We start from the raw sequence: 22,098 nt of genomic DNA on the forward strand, positions 1-22,098 counted from the left end.
CCACCGTAAGATTGATTCAAATCTCCATCGTGCCATTTCAAAAAGCAAACATCATATTTACCGCAGCTTCAATCAATGGAGAACTGCTATTCTATCCTCTTTCGGTTATGACCCTCTGGAATGTCCTGACTGTAAGCACAAGATGGTCTTTCTTGAACTTTATTACAATCACAAACGCGTATCTCTCGAAGAACTTTACGAGAAAGCAATGTCCAAATCTCGTGGAAAGCGTTCTTCTGCATAAATTCCTCTGATTTTATGATATAATCCTCTGGAAGGAGGATAAACTACTATGAAACCAAACATCGAGGAATTACGCAAAAAATATATGGATAATCCCCCAGAAGGTATGACTTCCAAGGACATTCGCCGTATGAGCGAGGAAGAACTTCTGGATATGGATTACTTCTTGAATGAAGATGACTTATTCGCCGATGAGGCTGGTGTAGAAGGTTTTTATATCTTCTAAACAGTGTCGTCTATTTCCCATGCCCGCCTTTGTGCGGGCTATTTTCATCCAAGCGTTTAACGAAAGTCGAACTTTCCTATAAAGTAAGGAAAAAGCTAAAAAATCCCGCATAATAAACTTATGCAGGATCTCTTAGCTTTAACTAAGAAAGTGTAATTGTTCCAAGCTCTACTTTCTTCCATTCATTTTCATTTACTTTAATCGTATGTTTTTCTAACATTTTATTATATTCTTCTTCAAATTTAGAATTCTGTGCCGACTGTACTGCATTCTCTAATTCCGTTTCGTAACGCTTCATAGAGTTATTATCTTTCATCTTAACAACATAATACCCATCTTCTGTTTCTAAGATTTTGCTTATCTCATTCTTCTTCATCGACATAATTTTCTTTGTAGTATCCTCGTCAAACTTACTTTCACTTTCGATAAAATCGTATGCACTATAAGTTACAGAAGGTTCACTACTTTTTGATTCTTTATCCTTATCAGAATCTTTGCTTTCAATCACCTTACTCCAGTCTTTTGTATTTTCGGCTTTCTTTAAAACTGCCTCTATCTCTTCATATGCTTTTTTCTTTTCTGCCGAAGAAATACTCTTTTGATTTCCATCCGAATCTGTTGTCTTTGTAGATACGAAGAATGTATCTAATGAGTATTGTCTAAACTTATCCTTATCGATTGTAGAAGCGACCGAATCCTCAGTAATCTTGTAGCTTTCGATTTTGTCCTCTTTATAGCGAGTTACAACTTTTCGTTTTTCAATTATTTTAATCAACTTCTCTTCGGTAAAACCAGTAACTTTCTTTGCTTCATCAGAAAGATTCTTCATTACTTCTTTTGCATCTTTCTTTGCTCCCTTTGTATCCTCTTTCGTTACTTTATAACCATTGGCAACTGCTTCTTTATATAGTACTACCTGCTTTTTTGCAGACTCAAGGCAATCATTTCTTGCCATCTCTTTTGTTGTCTGACCATTTTGCTGCTGCATATTCCAATAATCCTCAGTAGAACCCATTTGTTGATATAACTGTGCCATATAATTGTAACTTAACTCTGTATTATAGATATCATACATCATGTCTTCTAAGTAAAGCTTTTCATCATCTACTTTTAAAATCAATTTTGGATGATGATTGTCCCATATTACAACTGCCGAAATTAAGACAACAATTGCCGCTACAATCCCAATTAAAATTTTTTCTTTCCCGCTAAGTCCATGATTCCCCGTTTTTCTACTTTGGCTTTTAGTAGAACTTTTTTTAACTTGCTTTGACTGATTCACCTTTTTCTCCACCTTTTCTTTTAATTTTGTAAATTTTGCTGTGCTTCTTCATCATAGGTAATTTTTCCCAAGGTAAGATTATCCCATACAGAAGAATTAATTTCTATTTCATGGTCTTTTTTTATTTTTTCAAACTGTTTCTCAAATGCCTCATTTTTTGCATTATTAATTGCATTCTCAACTTCACTCTCATAGCTTTCTGCTGAGTTGTCATTTACCATCTTTATAATATAGTATCCGTCATCGCCTTCGATAACCTTATCAGCAACTTCTCCTTTTTTTAATTCTAATGCAGCCTCCTCAAATGCCTCACCATAAATATTGTCGTCTTTAATAAAACTTATACTTCCTGACTCTAACTGCTCTTCGTCATCACCAATCAAGTCATCAAATTCTCTTCCTTTTATTGCTTTTGGCAAAAGTGCTTTTATCTTATCATATGCTTCCTGCTTTTCTTTTTTCGACATCGAAACCGGATTATATTCCTCATCATAGTTTACTGTTGGAATATAAATATAATCCACATCATATTGCCGATATGCTTCTTTATCAACTGTCTTCCTTACGGCATCTTCATCAATTTTGATACCTTTCATAATCTTCTCATAATATTTATTACCAAGAAGAACCTTTTTTTGAATCTTTGTGATGTCTTTAACAGATAAACCCATAATGCTTTTCTGCTTTTCTGTTAAAGAAGCATACAACTCCTTCGCATCGGAAACTGCACTTTCCTTCTCATCTTCCGTCAACACATACCCTTCTGCTTTTGCCTTGTTTTGGAAAATTTCATATAGGATACATCCACTCATTGTTTCCTCTTTTAACGCTTCTCGGTTACTCTTTCCTTCTTCAAATTCTGTATCCCAAAAGCTTTCATTTGCATCTTCAAAAGATGCAAATAAAGAGTCGTAGTAATTACCCTGTTGCTCCGACTGATAAATATAATACATCATTTCTTTCATCAAAATTGCTTTTCCATCAATCGTTACTACTGTTTCTTTCAAATCATACTTTGTATCTTCTTTTTTGTCTGGTTCTTCCGAACTCTCTATCTTCTTTTTTGAATCTTCTTGCTTCCCATTATGATCACATCCAGTCATAAATGTAACAGAACCAATTAAGGCAATTGTCAATGCAAATACTCCCAGTTTTCTTCTCTTTATCACTGTCTTCCTCCCTTCAAACGATATAATATAACACAAAATGATACATTCTTGTTATATTGTAACTAAAATTCAATAGAAGTCAAGGTATTATGCCAAAAATTCACAGTATTTTCATAGACTTAATTGAAACTATTTTCCAAATCTTACAGTTGTAAATTATAGAGTAGTGTGATAAATTTAATAAGAAGAGCTTATAAATAAAAAATTTGAGGAGTTTATTATCTATGGATATTAATTTTGAATTATATAAAGTATTTTATTATGTAGCAAAAACACTAAGTTTCTCAGAAGCTTCGAAAGAACTATTTATCTCCCAATCCGCAGTAAGCCAATCAATTAAAACTTTAGAAAAACGATTGAACCAGCCTCTCTTCATTCGGAGTACCAAAAAAGTACAACTGACAAAAGAAGGACTTTTGCTTTTTAAACATATTGAACCAGCTGTCAACCTTATTGCGAAAGGAGAAAATCAGATTTTAGAGGCACATACTTTAAAAGGCGGACAACTTCGTATTGGAGCCAGCGACACAATATGCCGATATTTTCTTGTTCCTTTTCTCAACGCCTTTCATCAAAGCTATCCAAATGTGCATATAAAAGTAACGAATGGTACCTCAATGCAGTGTGTGGATTTACTGGAGCATAATCAAGTTGATTTGATTGTAACCAATTCACCCAATCCAAAACTCAATAATATTCGCAATGTGAAACATATTTGTTCTTTTTCCGATGTGTTTGTTGCCAGTCCCTCTGCATTTTCTGATTTAATGGAACAAGAAATTTCGTTTGCACAGCTTGCCGGCTATCCAATCTTAATGCTTGAACAACATGCAACTACAAGCGAATTTCTCCATCAACTATTTCAACAAAACCAAATTGACCTCGTACCTGCAGTAGAATTAAGCAGTAACGACTTGCTTATTGACTTGGCAAAAATAGGTCTTGGAATCGCATTTGTTCCAAATTATTGTATTCAGGAAGAAGACAGTGACTTGTTCATTATCCATTTAGAAAAAGAACTTCCAAAACGTGAACTTATTGCAGCATACAGCGACCAGTTTCCACTGTCAGACGCTGCTGAAAAGTTCTTAAATTCTTTGTTATTAACAGAATAAAAGAACAAAGTGGAGCGTTTTTGCTTTATAGGGGACGAAGTTTCCTATAAAGTAAAAAACAAAAAAGGCTTTCACTGGATCAGTAGTATGAAAGCCTTTTTTGCTATGCAGTTGATGGGACTTGAACCCACACCCGCGTATGCGGACATGAACCTGAATCATGCGCGTATGCCAATTCCGCCACAACTGCATGAGTTGTAAACAAGCAATTTTTATTATAGCAGATTCATCCTACAAAAGCAATAGGTTGATTAAGATTTTATTTTTTTATACTGCTCATTCAACCATTTTACGATATTATCAAGTTCCTCTTCTTTAAACTCAAAAACTGCATATTCTTTTTCCGAATCCGGTGTTTTTTCATAACAAAATGGTTCTTTCCACGTAATTACTTCGAGCAAAAGTTTTTCATCATCTTCTTTTTTTCGAATCCAAAAACGCATTCCTCTGTAGCTTCCCTTAAAAGCCATTTTTTTTAAATACGGTATAGAAGCGATATCTTTTTTTTGAAGCATATTTTTCCTCCACTTCTAATTAACACACTACGATTTTTCCCATGTTTTTATTGACTTAACATAAGACATTTTTCAAATTCTGGAATTGGCATTGGTTTGGCATAAAAATATCCTTGCACCATATCACAGGAAATCTTTTTTAAAAATTCACATTGCATTTTCGTTTCAATTCCCTCTGACAATACTTTCATATTGAGTTGTTTTGCCATATGAATAATGTTTGATACAATAATCTGTTCTTCTTTCTGCATCTCACCATGGCTAAAAAACTCTTTATCTAATTTAATTACATCACTAGACATGTCTTTTAATAGATTCAAAGAGGAATATCCTGCCCCAAAATCATCAATTGACACACTAAAACCATGTCCTTTTAAATCACTCATAATTGATAGTGCAACCTCTGTATTATCTAAGAAAATACTCTCGGTCAGCTCCAATTCAATTAATCCCGGAGAAATATGATATTTATTAACAAGGTTCAATAATTTTTCTACAAATGCTTCATCATTTAAATGAACTCGCGACACATTAACTGAAATTGGAACAACCTCAATCCCATGGTCAATCCAAAACCTTAATTTTTTGCAAATCTCTTCGTATACATAAAAATCCAATTGTAAAATAAATCCATTTTTTTCAAATAACGGAATAAATTCGTTTGGTGGAATAAGTTTGTCTTCCCCTCGTTTCCAACGAATCAGTGCCTCTGCACCTGCAAGTGAATCATTTTTCAAACCTATTTTAGGCTGCAGATACACAACAAATTCTCCATTTTGTAAAGCCTCTTCCATACAGTTTGTAATTTCAACTTCTTTTCTTATTTTTTGTGTCATGGATTCATTGTAAAACTGACACGCTGTGTTCGAGCTTTCTTTAATATATTTTCGTGCAATATTAGCATTATCAATTGCTGTACTGATATCCTCATAGCCTGTTTCCAACACGCAGATTCCTGATATTAATACCAAATTAAAAATAATATTTTTCTTTTTTTGCATCTGGCTAAATCGATGACTGAATTCCTTCACTCTATCAGTCAATTTTCTTTCATCATTAAATGGTACCAGGCATACAAAATTGTCAGCCGATACCCTGGCTAATAATGATTCAGGTGTAAGTTCCCTGTTCGCCATTAAAGCCAAATCATATAAAATCCGATCACCAATACGATAGCCATATGTATCATTTACGTATTTAAAATTTGTTATATCTGCATAAATAAGTGCATATTTTTTTTGATTATAATGGAGCAGCCTCTTTGCATCTTTTTTAAACTTATAAAGTGTAGAAATTCCTGTCAAAGGATCATAATTTTTCATATGTTCTAAGCGTTCCTGAATACGCTCAGATACTCTTAATTTCAGCAAATAAAATGCAATTATTTTTGTTACCTTGATAAAAGAATCTTTTTCATCACAATTCCATGTATGCTTTTCGTTAAAATACACAAGGGAAACGCAACCTCGAAATTCTCCCTCTTCTAAAAAAGCACATTGCAACATTGAAGTAATCTTGTCTGAAGTAACAAACACTCTGAGTCCATTTTCAATCTTTGTTACATCCGTAGCGATATAAATTCCGTTTTCATCATAGCATAAGCTTATTTCATCTAAATCTTTATATGGAATTTTACATGCAATATCCTGCTCATATTCTTTCTTTTCTTTCCATGCATAAGTTAGTTTTAAGCTTGTTTCCCCGCGTGATTTTTCATAAATACCAACGCACTGTGCGCCATATTCTTTTCCTATTTTTTCAAGTAAAAGATGAATTGCACTATAAACATCTTTTGTTGTTGACATTATATCAAATGCGAAATTGGTAATCTCCTGGCTTGCAACATAACGTTCCCTGTCTGTATCCACTTTCGTACTAAAAAAATTATATGACTTCCTGTGTTTATCTGGCAATTGGTCCCTTAAACTGTTTTGATACCATTCTAAAAGATCAATTCCCTTTTTCTTAGCACAAAACAGAGCAATATCTGCACAATGGAATAACTCTTTATAATTTTCTCCATGTTCAGGATAGATTGCTCCGCCAATACTACAGGAAATCGCATATTCTATTTTCTCACCTGTATAAATCTGGCGAAGAGAATCCTTCAATTTTTCGATTCTAAATTCCGCTTCTTTTTTGTCTACATTGGTTAAAAGTAAAACAAAATCATCTCCACCAACACGCCCTGCAATATCGCCCGGCTGCATAATTTTACGAATTGATTCTGCAATATTTACTAAAATCGTATCTCCAAATAAATATCCCAGTTCTTCGTTAATCTTTTTCATTTTATCAATATCAATCAGAAACATAACATGCTGTTTTTCTTTTCCCTCATGCTCAAGATAATGGTTAATCTTTCGCCATGCATTCCTACTATTATAAAAACCAGTTAATGTATCTAATTTTTCTTTTTTCCGAAGAATTTCTTTTTCCTCTTTTTCTTTTGTAATATTGGTAATGCAGCCAATTTTTTTGTAATCCCCTTGTCGTTCACCAACAACAGAAGCTTTCGCCCGGTACCATGTTTCTTTTTCTTTTAGAGAAAATTCATAAATTTCCTGCTGTGATCTTAAAAATCGGTACAACTTATGGAATTCTCGTTTATCCATTCCTATTTGTTCTGCCAATCTTTCTTTACAGTCAGTAATTACTAACCCACTAAGTCCGCCTAAAAACTCATTTTCTGAAAATATGATAATATCCCTCTCTATATCATATTCAAAGAAGCACCATCTATTGGTTTCTTCCATATTACATTACTCCTCATTCTTTTCCTTTTATTTACATTTTTGTAATATTTTATATATCTACTAAGCTTATAAATTTTACCATAAAATCGCAATTTTTTCAATTCTATCTTAGTCCATATTCACTTTTTATGAACAAAAATAAGACTTTTTTCCTATTTTTCCTATTCTTGTTTTGTCGTTTGTTGACAATTATTGTGATGATTGATATAGTGTAATGAGCTAGGGGCGCCATGGCTGAGAGATACTTTTGTATCGACCCTTATTACTTGAACCAGATAGTACTGGCGGAAGGAAGCATATGTGTGCCCTCCTTAGCATGCCATTTATTTGGCAATAGACTCTAGGAGGTTTTTTTTATGAAACAATTATTTGTAACTTATGTAGAAGACTCGTATCAACTTACAACAGCCGGATATGCTGCACTTATCATTCTTATGATTCTATCGCTTATTATTGCAGCAACTATAATCCATCATGACACGAAGAAAAAACGATTTGACACAAAGCAAATGATATTTTGTGCAGTATCTATGGCTCTTGCAATGGTAACTTCCATGATTAAGCTTTATTCCTTCCCATTTGGCGGATCTGTTACCCTTTTCAGTATGTTTTTTATCTGTTTTATCGGATATCTTTATGGACCAAAGGCAGGTCTAATGACGGGAATTTCTTATGGTATCCTGCAATTAATTATTAACCCTTATATATTATTCCCAATGCAAGTTGTTGTTGATTATGTTCTTGCCTTCGGTGCATTGGGCTTATCCGGTTTCTTCTGGAAATCTAAAAATGGACTAATAAAAGGATACATTGCCGGAATCTTAGGCCGCTACTTCTTTGCCGTGTTGTCTGGCTGGTTATTTTTCGGTGAATATGCTTGGAATGGCTGGGCTCCATTACCTTACTCTCTCGTTTATAATGGATGTTATATCTTTACAGAAGGCTTAATTACTTTGTTATTACTGGCAAAGGTAGCACCTGTAAAAAATGGATTAGCTTATGTCAGAAAATTAAGCGTTACTGAATCCTAAAACTACTTGTATTATATTTTATGCAACTGGGAAGAAAAATATAGCAATTTATATTTTATTTCGAACTCTTAGTCATGAACCATACATAGACGATTTCATGACTAAGAGTTCTTTTTTTGCCTATTACATGCTCTAATTTAATTCTGCAATCCGGCTTACCCCGACAAAAATTTCAGATATTTTATACCATGTTGGAAAATCTACAATTCCGGTTGGTGGCAGTCCAAAAATCCGTTGAAATGTTTCTACTGCTTCTCTTGTCTGCTCTCCAAATATTCCATCTACTGTAACTTTAGGAATCAGCGGATAGCCTCTTGATATTACATTCAACTGATCCTGCATCTGCCGAATTTTATCACTTGACATGCCAACTGTGAGGTCTTGCCCTGGCCATGAAGCAGGAACACCGGATATTTCTTCCGCCTGATTAATATACATGTCATCACCATAAAAATATCGTATAATCTCACTTGCTGTGTATCCCTGATCTCCCAAATACTTTGACCCCCATTGCGTCATCCAGTTTGGACACTGAACCCTTTGTCCGTCACAATACTGTGTCAAAATCGGTTGAATGACACCCGGTCTGGATAAATAATTAGCAAATATGGTATCCACTATTCTTGAAATATTTTCAAAAATATTTCTTCCAGGGACCCATTTGTGATCGTATGCAGTTGAACTGGTAATTGTGAAATTATATCCTTTGCTTCTATACCACTCTGTATAAACACGATTTAAAGTAAAAGACTGAATTGCCAACACATTGGCATAAATGGTTGCCTCCGGCCATGTAGCATAAATTTCACTCGAAGCAACATTTTTAATATAGTCTTTATATTTAACATAATAATCTTTTGCGGAAGAATCTCGCGGAGGTCCATCATGCACAACAACATATTCCGGTACCACAACCCTGCTCAATACAATTTCCCCAGTTTCTTCCACTGTTTTTACTTCATTTTCTGCAATCTTAGGCGGAAAATCACCATAAAGTGTATTGGCCGGTACAACAAATAATTCCGCTGTTGTTCCATTTCCTAAAGAATCCTTTGTCGGCATCATAGTTATATTTTGAACCGCTGTGACATCAGGAAGTACCTGCACACCACTTACTTCAACCGGTTCATAACCCGGTGCCGTCGTAAGAATTGTATATTCTGAATAAGGCTGGGTTACCGACGGTTCCATACTATACTCAATTGACGGTGCCGAAAGTTCTACCTCTTCTGTATGTCCATTCCGATCTGTCGTAAGTTCTTCAATCCATTTGCCCGGCTCTGCTGTAAATCCTATCTGCACTTTTGCTCCTACAATAGGTCTGGAACCAAGAATTGATGTTACATTTACCATAACTTTTCCAAATGCCTGTGTTCCCACCTGCGTTGGGTAAATAATCCAATTTTTTCTCATAACTGCCTCTATATGCAATAACTCATTATAATATATGCAAAAATTCAGAATTGGAACCATTTCATCAGATTAGTTTATAGTGGGCTAGTGCTTTATATATTCCATCATCATCAACATCAGCTGTCACATAATCAACTTTATCCAATAAATTTTTGCTGGAATTCCCCATTGCAATGCTGGTGCCCGCCATTGCAAGCATTGCCAAATCATTATTGCTATCTCCAATTGCAATTGTATCCTCCAATTCAATCTGCAAAAGTTCTGCAATTTCTTTCATAGCACTTGCTTTTGAATATCCTTTTGGCACTACCTCATAAAATCCATGCTCTCGATCAATAAATTCAAACATGTCCTGTAATTCCCTTTTAAAGCGTTGAAATTTCTCATTTGCTCCTGCATACATAAAGAATTTATCAAATGATAAATCTTTTGCATCCCATGTATCATATGGATATTGGTACTGGTCAATAAAATCTCGAAAAATCTGGCTATGAACTCTCTCATAAATCTCTCCATAGCTCTTTTCTTTTCCCTCCAAAATCGCATCCAACTCACATTCCCTAAGAAGTAAAACAATTTTTTTACATAAATCATCCGGTAATTTATGATGACTTAATGACCGATTCTGATATTGAATATAAGTTCCACAACCACATAAAAAACCATCGAAACCAATTTCCATGATAGCATCATCTAAAAATGCAAATGTTCTTCCTGTATTAATAAAGGCAAGATGACCTTTTTTCTGCATTTCATGAATTGCAGAAATTGCACTTTCTGGAATTTTATGAGTTGTTTCACTCAATAATGTTCCGTCAATATCGAAAAATACGATTTTTTTGTTCATTCTTCACCATCCCTTTCATTCATTCACTCAACAAAAATTCTGAAAGAACTACATTACTCACGTCAATCCCATATTCCGTCAATAAAACCCTATTTTGTCTTTTCTTGATTAATCCTTCATCGATTAACTTTTCCAATACAGCACCATAGATTTCTTCCAGTTCTACTTGAAATTGGGAAGAAAATTCCCGTTCTTCAATTCCTTCCATCTTACGAAGCCCTAAAAACATAAATTCTTCCATTTGCTCACGTTTTGTTAATTCTATCTTATCCCGTTCCAAATTTTTTCCTTGTAACGCTCCCTGACAAAATGTTTCCAAATCCGATTCCATCTGAAAACGTGTTCCTTTTATCAAAGAAGAAGCACCGAGTCCAAGTCCCAGGTAATCCGTTCCGCTCCAATAAGAAAGATTATGACGGCTTTCAAAGCCTTGCTTTGCATAGTTGGAAATTTCGTATCTTTGATATCCTTTTTCTTTCAGATATTTCTTCGTAAAATAGTACATCTCCCGTTCTGTATCTTCATCAGGCAACAAATCTTCCCTTCCATAATACCAATCATAAAACTTCGTTCCTTCTTCAATTATCAGACTATATGCCGATATATGCTCTGGATCCAGCATAAGAACCTTTTTTAATGATTCTTCATAAGTATCTTTTGTCTGACCGGGCAAGGCAGACATCAAATCAATGTTAATATTTTCAAAACCACTTTCTCTTGCATCTATATAATTTTGCAAAAAATCTTCATAAGTATGAATCCTTCCAAGCAGTTTCAATTCCTTCTCATTGGCAGATTGAAGTCCAATACTTAAACGATTGAATCCACTTTTTTTATAAAACATAAGCTTTTCTTTTGTAAGTGTTCCAGGATTTGCCTCAATTGTTATCTCCTGTTCATCGTTTATAAATTCTTCAAGCTGTTCTATAATTCTTTCTAATTCTTTTATTTCTAAAACAGAGGGTGTACCTCCACCAAAGAAAATTGTTCTTACTTCATACTCTCTTATCAGATTTTTATACTGTTTTATCTGCTCTGTTAATCCATCCACATAATATTTCTGCACCTGCTTTGTCGCAGGTGCAGAAAGAAAATCACAATAATTACATTTTTTTATACAAAATGGAATATGCACATATATTCCTAGTTCCCTTTTCTTACTCATTATTCCTCATCCAACTTTAACACACTCATAAATGCTTTTTGCGGTATCTCAACATTACCAACCTGACGCATACGCTTCTTACCTTCTTTTTGCTTTTCAAGCAGCTTTCTCTTTCGTGAAATATCTCCACCATAGCATTTTGCTAAAACGTCCTTGCGCATTGCTTTTACTGTTTCACGGGCAATGATTTTACTTCCCACTGCAGCCTGAATTGGTATCTCAAATAAATGACGTGGTATCTCTTCTTTTAATTTTTCACACATTTTTCTTCCACGTTCATAAGCAGTATCCGCATGAACAATAAAGGAAAGGGCATCTACTTCTTCTTTGTTAATTAAAATATCTAATTTTACCAGTTCGGAAGGTACATAGCCTTTCAATTCATAATCAAACGACGCATAACCTCTGGAACGGGATTTCAACGCATCAAAGAAGTCATAGATAATCTCATTCAAAGGTAATTCATAGCGAAGTAGTGCTCTTGTCTGTTCCATATATTCCATACCAAGATAAACACCTCTCCGCTCTTGACAAAGATTCATAATTGCACCTACAAACTCTGTCGTAACCATAATCTCAGCTGACACAACCGGCTCTTCCATATGCTCAATCTCAGACGGATCCGGCAGATTACTTGGATTCGTAATATCCATTACTTCTCCATCGGTCTTATAGACTTTATAAACAACGCCTGGTGCTGTCGTAACCAAATCAAGGTTATATTCCCTTTCCAAACGCTCCTGTATAATTTCCAAATGTAACAGTCCTAAAAAACCACAGCGGAATCCAAAACCTAACGCAATCGAAGTTTCTGCCTCAAATTGCAAGGAAGCATCATTTAGCTGTAATTTTTCTAAGGCATCACGCAAATCTCCATATTTTGCTCCGTCCGCCGGATAAAGCCCACAAAAGACCATCGGATTTACTTTTTTGTAGCCTGGTAATGCCTCTTTACATGGACTCTTTGCATCTGTAATTGTATCACCAACACGGGTATCCTTTACATTTTTCAAGCTGGCTGTTATATATCCTACCATACCGGCAGCTAATTCATCACATGGAATAAACTGCCCTGCTCCAAATGTACCAACCTCAACGACCTCCGCTTCTGCTCCGGTTGCTATCATTCTCATCATTGTACCTTTTTTCACTGAACCATCAAACACACGGCAAAATACAATAACACCCTTATAAGCATCATAAATAGAGTCAAATATCAAAGCTTTCAAAGGTTCTTTCTCATCTCCTGATGGTGCGGGAATTTTTGTAATAATCTGTTCTAATACTTCCTCAATATTAATTCCATTTTTTGCAGAAATCAAAGGAGCATCTGAGGCATCTAAACCAATGACATCTTCTATTTCTTCTTTTACTCTCTCCGGCTCTGCACTTGGTAAATCAATTTTATTAATAACCGGCATAATTTCCAGGTCATGGTCAAGTGCCAAATAGCAATTTGCCAACGTCTGAGCCTCAATTCCCTGGGCTGCATCAACAACTAAAATTGCACCTTCACATGCTGCAAGACTCCTTGATACTTCATAGTTAAAATCCACATGTCCCGGTGTGTCAATCAAATTGAAAATATATTCTTCTCCGTCTTTTGCTTTATATACAATACGAACCGTCTGAGCCTTAATTGTAATTCCTCTTTCCCTCTCTAAGTCCATATTATCAAGCACCTGTGCCTGCATCTCCCTGCTTGTCAATAATCCTGTTTTTTCAATAATACGGTCTGCCAATGTTGATTTTCCGTGGTCAATATGGGCAATAATACAAAAATTTCTAATTTTATTTTGGTCAATTCCTGCCATTTTCTTTCCTCCAATAAAATACCGCGTATTCCTGCCAAACAAATCCCAATATTCTTCAGCATATTATCATCGCGAAAAAAAAAGAACAAAGTGGACAAGTCCACCTCAACTCCCTCTATCCCTCATGAGTGAGGGACTTGCTCCACTTTACATGCCCTATGCGTGTTGCATGCTTTTTGCAACAATACTCCTTTCGCATCTGTGCACATCCTCGCGGAGCGTTTTTGCTTTATAGGAGACGAACTTTCCTATAAAGTAAGAAAGAATCCTGTTCCATAGGATTCTCCGCCTGCGGCGGGTCGCTTTAGCGATATCATTCATCTCCGACGCAGTGCGTTCCCGCCCGAAGGGCTTTTTAATTCATAGGACGTAATTTCCTATGAATTAAAATAGACTGTTATCTTCAAACAGTCACTCTAAATGGGATTATATCACAGGAATTCAAGTAAGACAAGCATTTTAAGTCTTGACTCTTTCCATTAAATGGAATATAATGATTTTTGTTAGCAGGGGGACTGTTCGCAGTTGAGAAGGTTAAAACCTGACCCTTTGAACCTGTTGGTTAATACCATGGTAGGGAGCAGACGATTTATTGCATAAAATTACAATGTTTGCCTGTGCCATTGATTATGGTACGGGCATTTTTTATTGTAATAAATGGCATACATTATAAATCGTGCCTCCTAATTTGTATTAGGAAAGGAAACTAAAATGAAAAATTACAAAACACAAATGGAAGCCGCTAAAAAAGGAATTATAACACCGGAGATGGAGCTTGTCTGTTCGAAGGAACAGATTACCCCCGATTACCTGAGAGAAAAGGTTGCAATTGGCGAAATTGTTATTCCGGCTAATGTAAACCATACTTCTCTTTCTGCAGAGGGGATTGGACAGGGATTAAAAACAAAAATCAATGTAAATTTAGGAATCTCCGGCGATTTGAAAGACTATGATATGGAGATGTCTAAGGTAAATCTCGCACTCCAATACGGTGCTGAAGCCATAATGGATTTAAGTAATTACGGAAAAACAAACCATTTTCGAAAAGAACTTATAAAAAAATCTTCTGCTATGATTGGAACAGTACCAATGTACGATGCCATCGGCTACTTAGAAAAAGATTTATTAGAAATTACAGCTTCTGACTTTCTAAAAGTTGTCGAGGCTCATGCAAAAGAAGGCGTTGATTTTGTAACGATTCATGCCGGAATCAATAAACGCGTAATTGAAAGCTTTAAACAAAGTAAGCGTATCACCAATATTGTTTCCCGTGGAGGTTCTCTTTTATTTGCATGGATGGAAATGACAGGAAATGAAAATCCATTCTTCGAATATTATGATGATGTCCTTGAAATTTTAAGAACTTATGATGTTACAATAAGTCTTGGCGATGCTCTTAGGCCAGGTTGTCTTGCTGATAGCAGTGATGCCGGTCAAATCAGCGAATTAATTGAAATCGGATATCTTACTGAACGTGCATGGGAAAAAGATGTCCAAGTAATTGTAGAGGGTCCCGGTCATATGGCACTTAATGAAATTAAAGCAAACGTTCTAATGGAAAAGAGAATTTGTCATAATGCCCCATTTTATGTTTTAGGACCGCTCGTAACAGATATTGCTCCGGGCTATGACCATATCACTTCTGCTATCGGTGGTTCCATCGCAGCAGCAAGTGGAGCCGATTTTCTATGTTATGTTACACCGGCTGAACATCTTCGTCTTCCCGACTTAGCAGATGTAAAAGAAGGAATTATTGCAACAAAAATTGCTGCACATGCAGCCGACATTGCAAAAAATATCCCTGATGCCAGAAAAATTGATAACGAAATGGCAAAAGCACGACACAACGTTGATTGGGATAAAATGTTTTCCCTTGCAATCGACCCAGAAAAAGCCCAAAATTATTATGAAAGCACCCCACCAAAAGACCGTCATACATGCTCAATGTGTGGTAAAATGTGTGCAGTCAGAACTACAAATTTAATTTTGGAAGGTAAAAAAGTCGAATTTTGCACCGAGAAATAACAGTGCAATCCTACTAAGACGTTGCTCCTTTGGTGCAACGTCTTAATTAATACTAAAACTCATTGCCCTTTTAACACTTCTGCTAACACTTCTGCCAAAGGCTCCATCGCATTTTTCGCTTCCTCTACCGTATTATTTTGATTTCCCAGTTCGATTAACAGATATCGTTCCTTCAAGTGCATATTATAGCGATATCCTTTCAAATAGTTTGAAACGGTCAAGTCTGGATAAAGCTCCATAGCCTTCCATTTTACCTGTAGCCCAAATGCAAGATTTCCCTCCAAATTCGGATTTTTCAAATAAGCAATTGGTCCCGAACGATTACGGCTCAATCCATTAAACAGCATAAACTGAGCAGTTGGTTTTCCATTGATGGTTGTTAATTTCTTTTTACTATTACCAACTCCATCTCTATGTAAGTCAATAACGACCTCAATACTTGGATTTTCCTTCAAGATTTTAGATACTCCTTCCAGAGATTTATTGTAAGCCTTATTTCGATCAATCCTTCCAGAAATTTTATCATATGGGGTTTTATCATGAATAACTACATAACCATATTTTTCCTCTAGGATTTTTTTCAATCTGGCTCCAACACCGATAATCGAATCTTCTATTTTTCCATCTTTACTATCCGAAAAATTTTCCGAAGCACCATGCGTATGAAAAATAAGAATTTGAGGCTTTTTCGACTTCTGAATTGAAAAATCTCGATTCAACATCTTATCAACCTGGAACAAGTCTTTGTCAATCGAAGTTGTAGAATCGACAACATATAAATATTTTAATAGTAAAGAGGAATCCTTTTCCTTTTTAATCTTATCAAGTTTCTCCTGAACATTTCGATCCGAAAATCTTTCTTTTTCAAAATTTGTTTTATGAACCTGTTCATGATATTCCTCCCCGACAATAATTGGAATTTCATTTGTTTTTTCTTCATGATCTATCTCACTAATCATAGTGCTAATATCCAGTGCATCATTATCATATTCTAAAATAGTATCGGGAACCATTCCTGTATTTAAATAAGAAAATAAATTCCAGTTATTCATAAGACATTCCGCTACTGATTTTCTTGGTTCATTTATTTCAGTTCTGCTGTAAGCAAAAAAAGGTGAACTTCTATCTAGCATATGAATACTAATATTTTTTCCTAAATGATTCACACACTGGTTCACCTTTTCTTCTATATTCTTGCCCATCAACGTACTGCCTTTTACAATAACAATCGAAGATAAAAGAAAAATACCTGTCCAAATTACACTGTATAAAACTTTCATAAATGATTTTGGCATTATAACACTCTCCTTTTATCTTTTACTATTTTTTCTCCATGTATCTCCTAACATTATATTCTTTAACACCTAAAATTATTCTTTCCTTTAAACTGCTTTTGGAACAAAACAATCATTTAACGCCTCTGCCAAAATCGAACTAATCTGACTGACAGCCTCATCCACATTTTTTGGAGTTACAAACATATTTTTCATCGCATGTGCATTCAGCTCATCAAGAAATGACTGAATTTCCTGTTCTGAAAAACCCTGTCCTTCTAACATACTTTCCATTCTATCCTCAACAATCGTATCCGCATCGACAACTGTAGGAACACCAATTGCAATAACAGGAATCCCAAGACTGTCTTTATTCAAAGCCTTTCGATTATTCCCAACACCAGATCCCGGACTAATTCCTGTATCCGTAAGCTGAATTGTGCAATTCAGACGATTTACACTTCTAGCTGCAAGTGCATCAAGCACGATAATCAAATCTGGTCTGGTTTCCTCCACAATTCCCTTAATAATTTCTCTGGATTCCATACCCGTCTGAGCCATGACCCCGGGGGCTAAAGCACTCATTGTTTTCAAACCGTGCTTTTCCTTAAACTCCTGCCCAAATTCCTTAATCAGATGTCTAGTAGTATACAACTCATCAATCACCTTGGGTCCCAAAGCGTCCGGAGTCACTTCCCGATTACCAAGCCCCACAATTAACACGGATTTGTCCATAATACCACCAGCCAGCTCCTCCACATAATCTTTAATAGTTTTTACCAGCTCGTCATAATAACTTTCCAGCTTTTTTTCCAAAGCCCATGCCTCAATTGTAATATAGGTTCCAATTGGTTTTCCCATCACTTTGGCACCTTGCGCATCTTTAATTAAAACCTTCGTAATTTCCATCTGTTTTTCCTCATCTGTATTCTTCTCTAAAACAACTCCCTGAATCTCCTTATTATCCTCTGGTATACTCTCTCTCACCTCTAAAGCAAGGTCCGTACGTTTCATAAAAAAGACTCCTCTCGTTTTTTATTATAATTTCCAAAAAAAATAAGAATATGTACATAAGCCTTGCATTTATCAAAAACAATATACCAACAAGATTTTGAAAAATTTAGATGACAATCAGAAATGGAAGTTTTTACTCTCTAAAAAGAAAAAAACCAGCTCACACCCAGCTGGTTTTTTCTCACATTCTAAATCCGATAGCAGCAATATCGTTTTTAGAACCTATATTTAATTCTGTCTATTATTAAGCAATTTTGTTTACAGCAACAGATAAACGTGAAATTTTTCTGGAAGCTGTATTTTTGTGGAATACACCTTTGCTTGTTGCTTTGCTGATTTCAACGATTGCATCGTGTAAAGCTGTTTCAGCAGCAGCTTTATCGTTAGCAGCAACAGCAGAATCCACTTTCTTAATTGCAGTCTTTACTTTAGATTTGATTGCTTTGTTTCTTTCAGCTCTTGTACGATTTACTAAAATTCTCTTTTTTGCAGATTTAATGTTTGCCATTGTGTACACCTCCAACTGTATAAATATGTTTTTTAATATTGTAACTGTTGCATAAGACCCGGAGACACGGAACGTTCTAATGCAAACATACTACTGTATTTTAGCGTATTCATTTCTATCTGTCAATACATATTATTATTTTTTGGTAAAATTTTTTTATTTTAAATCTGATTTTTAAGACGGTGTTAAAAAACTTATTGCTCCTCCTCTATCTTAAATATTCGAATTGTTCTCTCCAATCGCTCTGCCTCATCGCCTAACACCATAGCAGTTCGATTAAGAGCTTCCACTGCTCCTAATTGACTGCCACTTGTAGCATTAAGTTCTTCCATCGTAGCCGCTATCTGCTGTGCTGAACCGGATATATGTTCAATGTTCTGAAGCGTTTCATTTTTATTTTCCTGCATTCCATTAATATTATCTGCAATACATGATAAGTTGCTTGTCAATTTTCCGACATATTGATCAATATTTTCAAATACAGATTTTGTACTTCCCAATGCCTCTTCTTGTGTTGCAACAATCTCATTGGCAGATTTTGCGGTCTTTACTGTTTTTTCCGATTGCAATTGTATTCTCACAAGTATTTTTACAATCTCAGAAGCTGCCGTAGCAGAACCAGCTGCCAATTTTCGAATCTCATCCGCTACAACGGCAAAACCTTTTCCTGCCTCTCCGGCTCTTGCAGCTTCAATAGACGCATTTAATGATAACAGATTTGTCTGGTCTGCTATATCATTTATGCTTGCTACAATTCCTTCAATTGTTTTTGTTTCATTTACGAGATTTTCAATATCTTTTACGATTCCTTGTGTAACTTCCGTAGTATCTTTTACTTTTGTTTCCAATATTGTCATCATATCTCGTCCGTTTACTGTAATTTCTTTTGTCTGATCTGCTATATCTGCAATTTCATTTGCGCTTTCCGATACAATTCCAATCTGATTTGATAATTCATTCATTTTATCTAAGCAATGCTCGGAATCTTTTGCCTGAACGATAACAGATTCTTCAATATCCCCAATCGCCTGTTTGATTTCTTTTGTCGAAGTTAACACAATCTCTGAATTTTCTGTTACATCCTGTGCCGCATTGGTTACCTGCCGTCCAACTCCTGTTACCTTATAAATCAAATCACACATACTGCTTAACATATTCATAATTCCTGCCATCAATTGACGGAATTCATCGTGTCGTTTTGTTTTTAATTCAACTGTTAAATCTCCCTTTGACGCTATTTTTAATCCTTTATTTACTCTTCGGATTGTTTTTGCCATTCCTCTTGCTATAATTGTTCCAACAAATATTGCTATAAAGCTTGCAATTAATACTAATATGATTGTAATTACCTTTACTTCATTACTTTCTTTTAGTATAACTTCTTTTGGTATCAATGAGCATACCATCGCATTATAGCCTTCTGTTTTTACATATGTAAATAAATATTTTTTGTTATTTACCGTAACATATTTTACATCTTTTTCTTTTTCAGAATCCCATGCACTTTTTACAAATTCACTTTCAGAAAATGAAAATTTTGTTTTCATTTCTTTAGGAAAAATTTCTTTTCCATCCTTTGTAATAAAGCCTATCACACTTTGCTTTCCCAGATTTGTTTCACCTAAAATATTTTGTACCGTCTCTAAATTAACATCAAATATCAAATATCCACATTTCTGATTTGTTGCACTTAATATGTCTTTTATTAACGAAATCGAATAATTATAACGGTTCGTATCTATCTTTCCATCAATAGAGCTATGATTACCAACCCAATATTCTAATCCTCCTGAATTTTTAAATGCTTCACATTCTGCCGAATTTATAAACTCATTTTTTCCCGCTCCAAATATATCCGCTTTTGATGTAGAAGAAATACTTTTTACATCTTTTGTTCCTATTAAATGACCGGAACTTAAAAGATTACTGGAAACGACAGAAGCATACAGACGATTGTAACAATCGTTATACGCCTTCTGTTCTTCCGCTTCTTTTCCTATATAAGCTCCTGAAAAATAATTTTGGATCTGTTTGTCTGCCAGTAACATGGAAGCTTGCGATGAAATCATCTGAAATCCCATCTCAAAATAGCCGTTTACAGTATTAATACTATTCAATGTCGATTCTTCATAATGTGCCGTATTGTTTTCTGCCGCCCTCTTGTAAGAAAACCATCCCAAAACTAAAATAAATATTACCGGTATCATTACTGCACCAATTAATTTTAATCGAATTCCACTAATCTCCCATACAACTTTGGTTTTTTTCTCCTCATTTGCACTCATAAGCTATACTCCTTTATACTAATATTATTACTTCCACTTTACCCATTTTTGTAATCTTATACTACTATTTCTTTTTTTTATTGTCTACCAATTTCGTTATTTTGAACAAGTATTTACAAAAAAAAACAATATTATTCTTACAAAATAACATTTCTTTTTTTCTGAAAACATGTTATTCTAGTGATAATATTTGAAAAGTGAGGTTTATTATGAATCTAAACAAAAAAAATGTTAATAAAATCCGTGGTTTAATTCTGTTTGCCATTTTATTATTTGTAATGGCACAAAACATTACTTCTATTTTTGATTTTGTCATGACAATTATCGGGCTTATTTTCCCTTTTATTCTTGGTGCATGTATTGCTTTCATTTTAAATGTTCCAATGAAAGCAATTGAAACAACATTATTTCGAAAAAATGATTCAGGCAAACTAGTTTATAAATTTAAACGGCCAATCAGCCTTGTTCTTTCCATTCTGCTTGTGATTGGAATTGTTTTTATTGTGCTCTTTATCGTTTTGCCGGAACTTGGACAGACTTTTTTATCATTAAGTTACAGTATCCCTACATTTTGGGAACAATCCGTGGTTTGGCTGGAAGACATTTTTAAACAATACCCACAGATTTCAAAACAGTTAACATCCATCCATTTCGATTGGGAAAATATTGTTAAAACAACATTTAGTTTTCTCCAAACCGGAGCCGGCAATGTTTTAAATTCTACCTTTAATGTTGCTTCAAGTATTGTAAGCGGTTTAACGACATTTTTTATCGGATTTGTATTTTCTCTTTATATTTTGCTTCAAAAAGAACAGTTGGGACGCCAATTTTCTATGGTGCTTTCTGCTTTCTTCTCTGAAAAAGTTGTAAAACAAATCAATAAAATATGTCATCTCACCTACACTACATTTTCTAATTTTCTGTCAGGACAATGTATTGAAGCTGTTATATTAGGATTTATGTTTTTTGTCAGCATGACAATATTACGTTTTCCATACGCTCTATTGGTTGGAGTTCTTATTGCATTTACAGCATTAATCCCGATTTTTGGAGCTTTTATTGGCTGTACAGTTGGAGTTTTCCTAATCTTTATGGTAAGTCCAATCAAGGCACTTTGGTTCCTAATTTTGTTCTTTATATTACAGCAAATTGAGGGTAACCTTATTTATCCTCATGTTGTCGGGGGGTCGGTTGGTCTTCCTTCCATCTGGGTTCTGGCAGCCGTTACGATTGGTGGAAGTACATTTGGTATTGTTGGCATGCTGGTATTTATTCCTTTGACTTCTGTTTTATATAATCTATTTCGTGAATATGTTTATAACCGCCTTCATGCTCGTAAACTGACCTTTATTGAAAATAGCAATCATAACAATACCGCGAAATAAATATACTATACGCAGCTGCTGTTTTCCCACT

The 22,098-nt window shown here is 34.9% G+C and carries 17 protein-coding genes, 1 tRNA gene, 1 pseudogene and 2 riboswitches; of the genes and pseudogenes, 6 read left to right on the plus strand and 13 right to left on the minus strand.

The annotated features are described in order from the left end of the window. Both FYJ58_RS14780 and FYJ58_RS14785 read left to right on the plus strand, forming a co-directional pair. Positions 1 to 244, plus strand: a pseudogene (locus FYJ58_RS14780) (IS91 family transposase); the annotation flags it as partial. A 48-nt stretch (positions 245 to 292) separates the two neighbouring features. After that, complete coding sequence (locus FYJ58_RS14785; protein ID WP_205839242.1) at positions 293 to 469, plus strand: hypothetical protein; 177 nt, start codon at positions 293 to 295, stop codon at positions 467 to 469. Positions 470 to 611: 142 nt separating this feature from the next. Here FYJ58_RS14785 and FYJ58_RS15170 read toward each other — a convergent pair whose 3' ends face one another. Both FYJ58_RS15170 and FYJ58_RS15175 read right to left on the minus strand, forming a co-directional pair. Next, positions 612 to 1,751: a peptidyl-prolyl cis-trans isomerase gene (locus FYJ58_RS15170; RefSeq protein ID WP_154519832.1), complete on the minus strand. Its 1,140-nt coding sequence runs from the start codon at positions 1,749 to 1,751 to the stop codon at positions 612 to 614. Positions 1,752 to 1,771: 20 nt separating this feature from the next. After that, positions 1,772 to 2,920 carry a peptidylprolyl isomerase gene (locus FYJ58_RS15175; protein ID WP_154519833.1) on the minus strand — a complete coding sequence of 383 codons (1,149 nt, stop codon included), beginning with the start codon at positions 2,918 to 2,920 and terminating at the stop codon, positions 1,772 to 1,774. Positions 2,921 to 3,144: 224 nt separating this feature from the next. Here FYJ58_RS15175 and FYJ58_RS11290 point away from each other — a divergent pair, with 224 nt between their 5' ends. After that, positions 3,145 to 4,035, plus strand: a complete 891-nt coding sequence (locus FYJ58_RS11290) for a LysR family transcriptional regulator (protein ID WP_154519834.1) — start codon at positions 3,145 to 3,147, stop codon at positions 4,033 to 4,035. 106 nt (positions 4,036 to 4,141) lie between these two features. On the opposite strand, the gene FYJ58_RS11295 is transcribed toward FYJ58_RS11290, so the two are convergent. From FYJ58_RS11295 to FYJ58_RS11305, 3 genes are all read right to left on the minus strand, one after another. Beyond that, a tRNA-Leu gene (locus tag FYJ58_RS11295) sits at positions 4,142 to 4,225 on the minus strand. Positions 4,226 to 4,286: 61 nt separating this feature from the next. Next, complete coding sequence (locus FYJ58_RS11300; protein ID WP_154519835.1) at positions 4,287 to 4,550, minus strand: hypothetical protein; 264 nt, start codon at positions 4,548 to 4,550, stop codon at positions 4,287 to 4,289. Between the two features lie 47 nt (positions 4,551 to 4,597). Then, positions 4,598 to 7,306, minus strand: coding sequence for a bifunctional diguanylate cyclase/phosphodiesterase (locus FYJ58_RS11305; RefSeq protein ID WP_154519836.1), 2,709 nt, complete (start codon positions 7,304 to 7,306; stop codon positions 4,598 to 4,600). 211 nt (positions 7,307 to 7,517) lie between these two features. Then, positions 7,518 to 7,616, plus strand: a riboswitch (TPP riboswitch). Positions 7,617 to 7,662: 46 nt separating this feature from the next. Between FYJ58_RS11305 and thiT the strand changes: the two genes are divergently transcribed. Next, entirely contained in the window at positions 7,663 to 8,337 is a 675-nt protein-coding gene (gene thiT / locus FYJ58_RS11310) for an energy-coupled thiamine transporter ThiT (protein ID WP_154519837.1), read from the plus strand. 132 nt (positions 8,338 to 8,469) lie between these two features. Here thiT and FYJ58_RS11315 read toward each other — a convergent pair whose 3' ends face one another. The 4 genes from FYJ58_RS11315 to lepA all read right to left on the minus strand — a co-directional run bounded on the left by FYJ58_RS11315 (position 8,470) and on the right by lepA (position 13,576). After that, on the minus strand, positions 8,470 to 9,750 hold the full coding sequence (locus FYJ58_RS11315; protein WP_154519838.1) for a peptidoglycan-binding protein: 1,281 nt from the start codon (positions 9,748 to 9,750) through the stop codon (positions 8,470 to 8,472). Positions 9,751 to 9,814: 64 nt separating this feature from the next. Beyond that, positions 9,815 to 10,597 (minus strand): Cof-type HAD-IIB family hydrolase, encoded by a 783-nt coding sequence (locus FYJ58_RS11320; protein WP_154519839.1) that lies wholly within the window; start codon positions 10,595 to 10,597, stop codon positions 9,815 to 9,817. Positions 10,598 to 10,616: 19 nt separating this feature from the next. Continuing rightward, positions 10,617 to 11,762 (minus strand): radical SAM family heme chaperone HemW, encoded by a 1,146-nt coding sequence (hemW, locus tag FYJ58_RS11325; protein WP_154519840.1) that lies wholly within the window; start codon positions 11,760 to 11,762, stop codon positions 10,617 to 10,619. Next, entirely contained in the window at positions 11,762 to 13,576 is a 1,815-nt protein-coding gene (gene lepA / locus FYJ58_RS11330) for a translation elongation factor 4 (protein WP_154519841.1), read from the minus strand. Before lepA ends, hemW begins: the two co-directional genes overlap by 1 nt. A 498-nt stretch (positions 13,577 to 14,074) precedes the next feature. Continuing rightward, a riboswitch (TPP riboswitch) is annotated at positions 14,075 to 14,173 on the plus strand. A 114-nt stretch (positions 14,174 to 14,287) separates the two neighbouring features. On the opposite strand from lepA, the gene thiC reads away from it, so the two are divergent. Then, positions 14,288 to 15,601 (plus strand): phosphomethylpyrimidine synthase ThiC, encoded by a 1,314-nt coding sequence (gene thiC, locus FYJ58_RS11335; protein ID WP_154519842.1) that lies wholly within the window; start codon positions 14,288 to 14,290, stop codon positions 15,599 to 15,601. Positions 15,602 to 15,660: 59 nt separating this feature from the next. Here the strand turns inward: thiC and spoIIP are convergent, their stop codons facing one another. The 4 genes from spoIIP to FYJ58_RS11355 form a co-directional block, all read right to left on the minus strand. Beyond that, entirely contained in the window at positions 15,661 to 16,896 is a 1,236-nt protein-coding gene (gene spoIIP, locus FYJ58_RS11340) for a stage II sporulation protein P (RefSeq protein ID WP_154519843.1), read from the minus strand. An 87-nt stretch (positions 16,897 to 16,983) separates the two neighbouring features. After that, complete coding sequence (gene gpr / locus FYJ58_RS11345; protein WP_154519844.1) at positions 16,984 to 17,889, minus strand: GPR endopeptidase; 906 nt, start codon at positions 17,887 to 17,889, stop codon at positions 16,984 to 16,986. A 244-nt stretch (positions 17,890 to 18,133) separates the two neighbouring features. Next, positions 18,134 to 18,397, minus strand: a complete 264-nt coding sequence (gene rpsT, locus FYJ58_RS11350) for a 30S ribosomal protein S20 (protein ID WP_154519845.1) — start codon at positions 18,395 to 18,397, stop codon at positions 18,134 to 18,136. 194 nt (positions 18,398 to 18,591) lie between these two features. After that, positions 18,592 to 20,682, minus strand: coding sequence for a methyl-accepting chemotaxis protein (locus FYJ58_RS11355; protein WP_154519846.1), 2,091 nt, complete (start codon positions 20,680 to 20,682; stop codon positions 18,592 to 18,594). A 209-nt stretch (positions 20,683 to 20,891) separates the two neighbouring features. On the opposite strand from FYJ58_RS11355, the gene FYJ58_RS11360 reads away from it, so the two are divergent. After that, the gene (locus FYJ58_RS11360) at positions 20,892 to 22,067 is read left to right on the plus strand and encodes an AI-2E family transporter (protein WP_154519847.1); all 1,176 of its coding nucleotides are present in this window, start codon (positions 20,892 to 20,894) and stop codon (positions 22,065 to 22,067) included. Positions 22,068 to 22,098 lie beyond the last annotated feature (31 nt).

This window comes from Velocimicrobium porci (assembly GCF_009696045.1).
In the GTDB taxonomy this organism is placed as follows: domain Bacteria; phylum Bacillota; class Clostridia; order Lachnospirales; family Lachnospiraceae; genus Velocimicrobium; species Velocimicrobium porci.

Excerpts from the sequence above, each read along its gene's own strand:
- FYJ58_RS14785 (WP_205839242.1), top strand. The coding sequence starts at position 293 with ATGAAACCAAACATCGAGGAATTACGCAAAAAATATATGGATAATCCC.
- FYJ58_RS11290 (WP_154519834.1), top strand. The coding sequence starts at position 3,145 with ATGGATATTAATTTTGAATTATATAAAGTATTTTATTATGTAGCAAAA.
- FYJ58_RS11300 (WP_154519835.1), bottom strand. The coding sequence starts at position 4,550 with ATGCTTCAAAAAAAAGATATCGCTTCTATACCGTATTTAAAAAAAATG.
- FYJ58_RS11305 (WP_154519836.1), bottom strand. The coding sequence starts at position 7,306 with ATGGAAGAAACCAATAGATGGTGCTTCTTTGAATATGATATAGAGAGG.
- thiT (WP_154519837.1), top strand. The coding sequence starts at position 7,663 with ATGAAACAATTATTTGTAACTTATGTAGAAGACTCGTATCAACTTACA.
- FYJ58_RS11315 (WP_154519838.1), bottom strand. The coding sequence starts at position 9,750 with ATGAGAAAAAATTGGATTATTTACCCAACGCAGGTGGGAACACAGGCA.
- FYJ58_RS11320 (WP_154519839.1), bottom strand. The coding sequence starts at position 10,597 with ATGAACAAAAAAATCGTATTTTTCGATATTGACGGAACATTATTGAGT.
- hemW (WP_154519840.1), bottom strand. The coding sequence starts at position 11,762 with ATGAGTAAGAAAAGGGAACTAGGAATATATGTGCATATTCCATTTTGT.
- lepA (WP_154519841.1), bottom strand. The coding sequence starts at position 13,576 with ATGGCAGGAATTGACCAAAATAAAATTAGAAATTTTTGTATTATTGCC.
- thiC (WP_154519842.1), top strand. The coding sequence starts at position 14,288 with ATGAAAAATTACAAAACACAAATGGAAGCCGCTAAAAAAGGAATTATA.
- spoIIP (WP_154519843.1), bottom strand. The coding sequence starts at position 16,896 with ATGCCAAAATCATTTATGAAAGTTTTATACAGTGTAATTTGGACAGGT.
- gpr (WP_154519844.1), bottom strand. The coding sequence starts at position 17,889 with ATGAAACGTACGGACCTTGCTTTAGAGGTGAGAGAGAGTATACCAGAG.
- rpsT (WP_154519845.1), bottom strand. The coding sequence starts at position 18,397 with ATGGCAAACATTAAATCTGCAAAAAAGAGAATTTTAGTAAATCGTACA.
- FYJ58_RS11355 (WP_154519846.1), bottom strand. The coding sequence starts at position 20,682 with ATGAGTGCAAATGAGGAGAAAAAAACCAAAGTTGTATGGGAGATTAGT.
- FYJ58_RS11360 (WP_154519847.1), top strand. The coding sequence starts at position 20,892 with ATGAATCTAAACAAAAAAAATGTTAATAAAATCCGTGGTTTAATTCTG.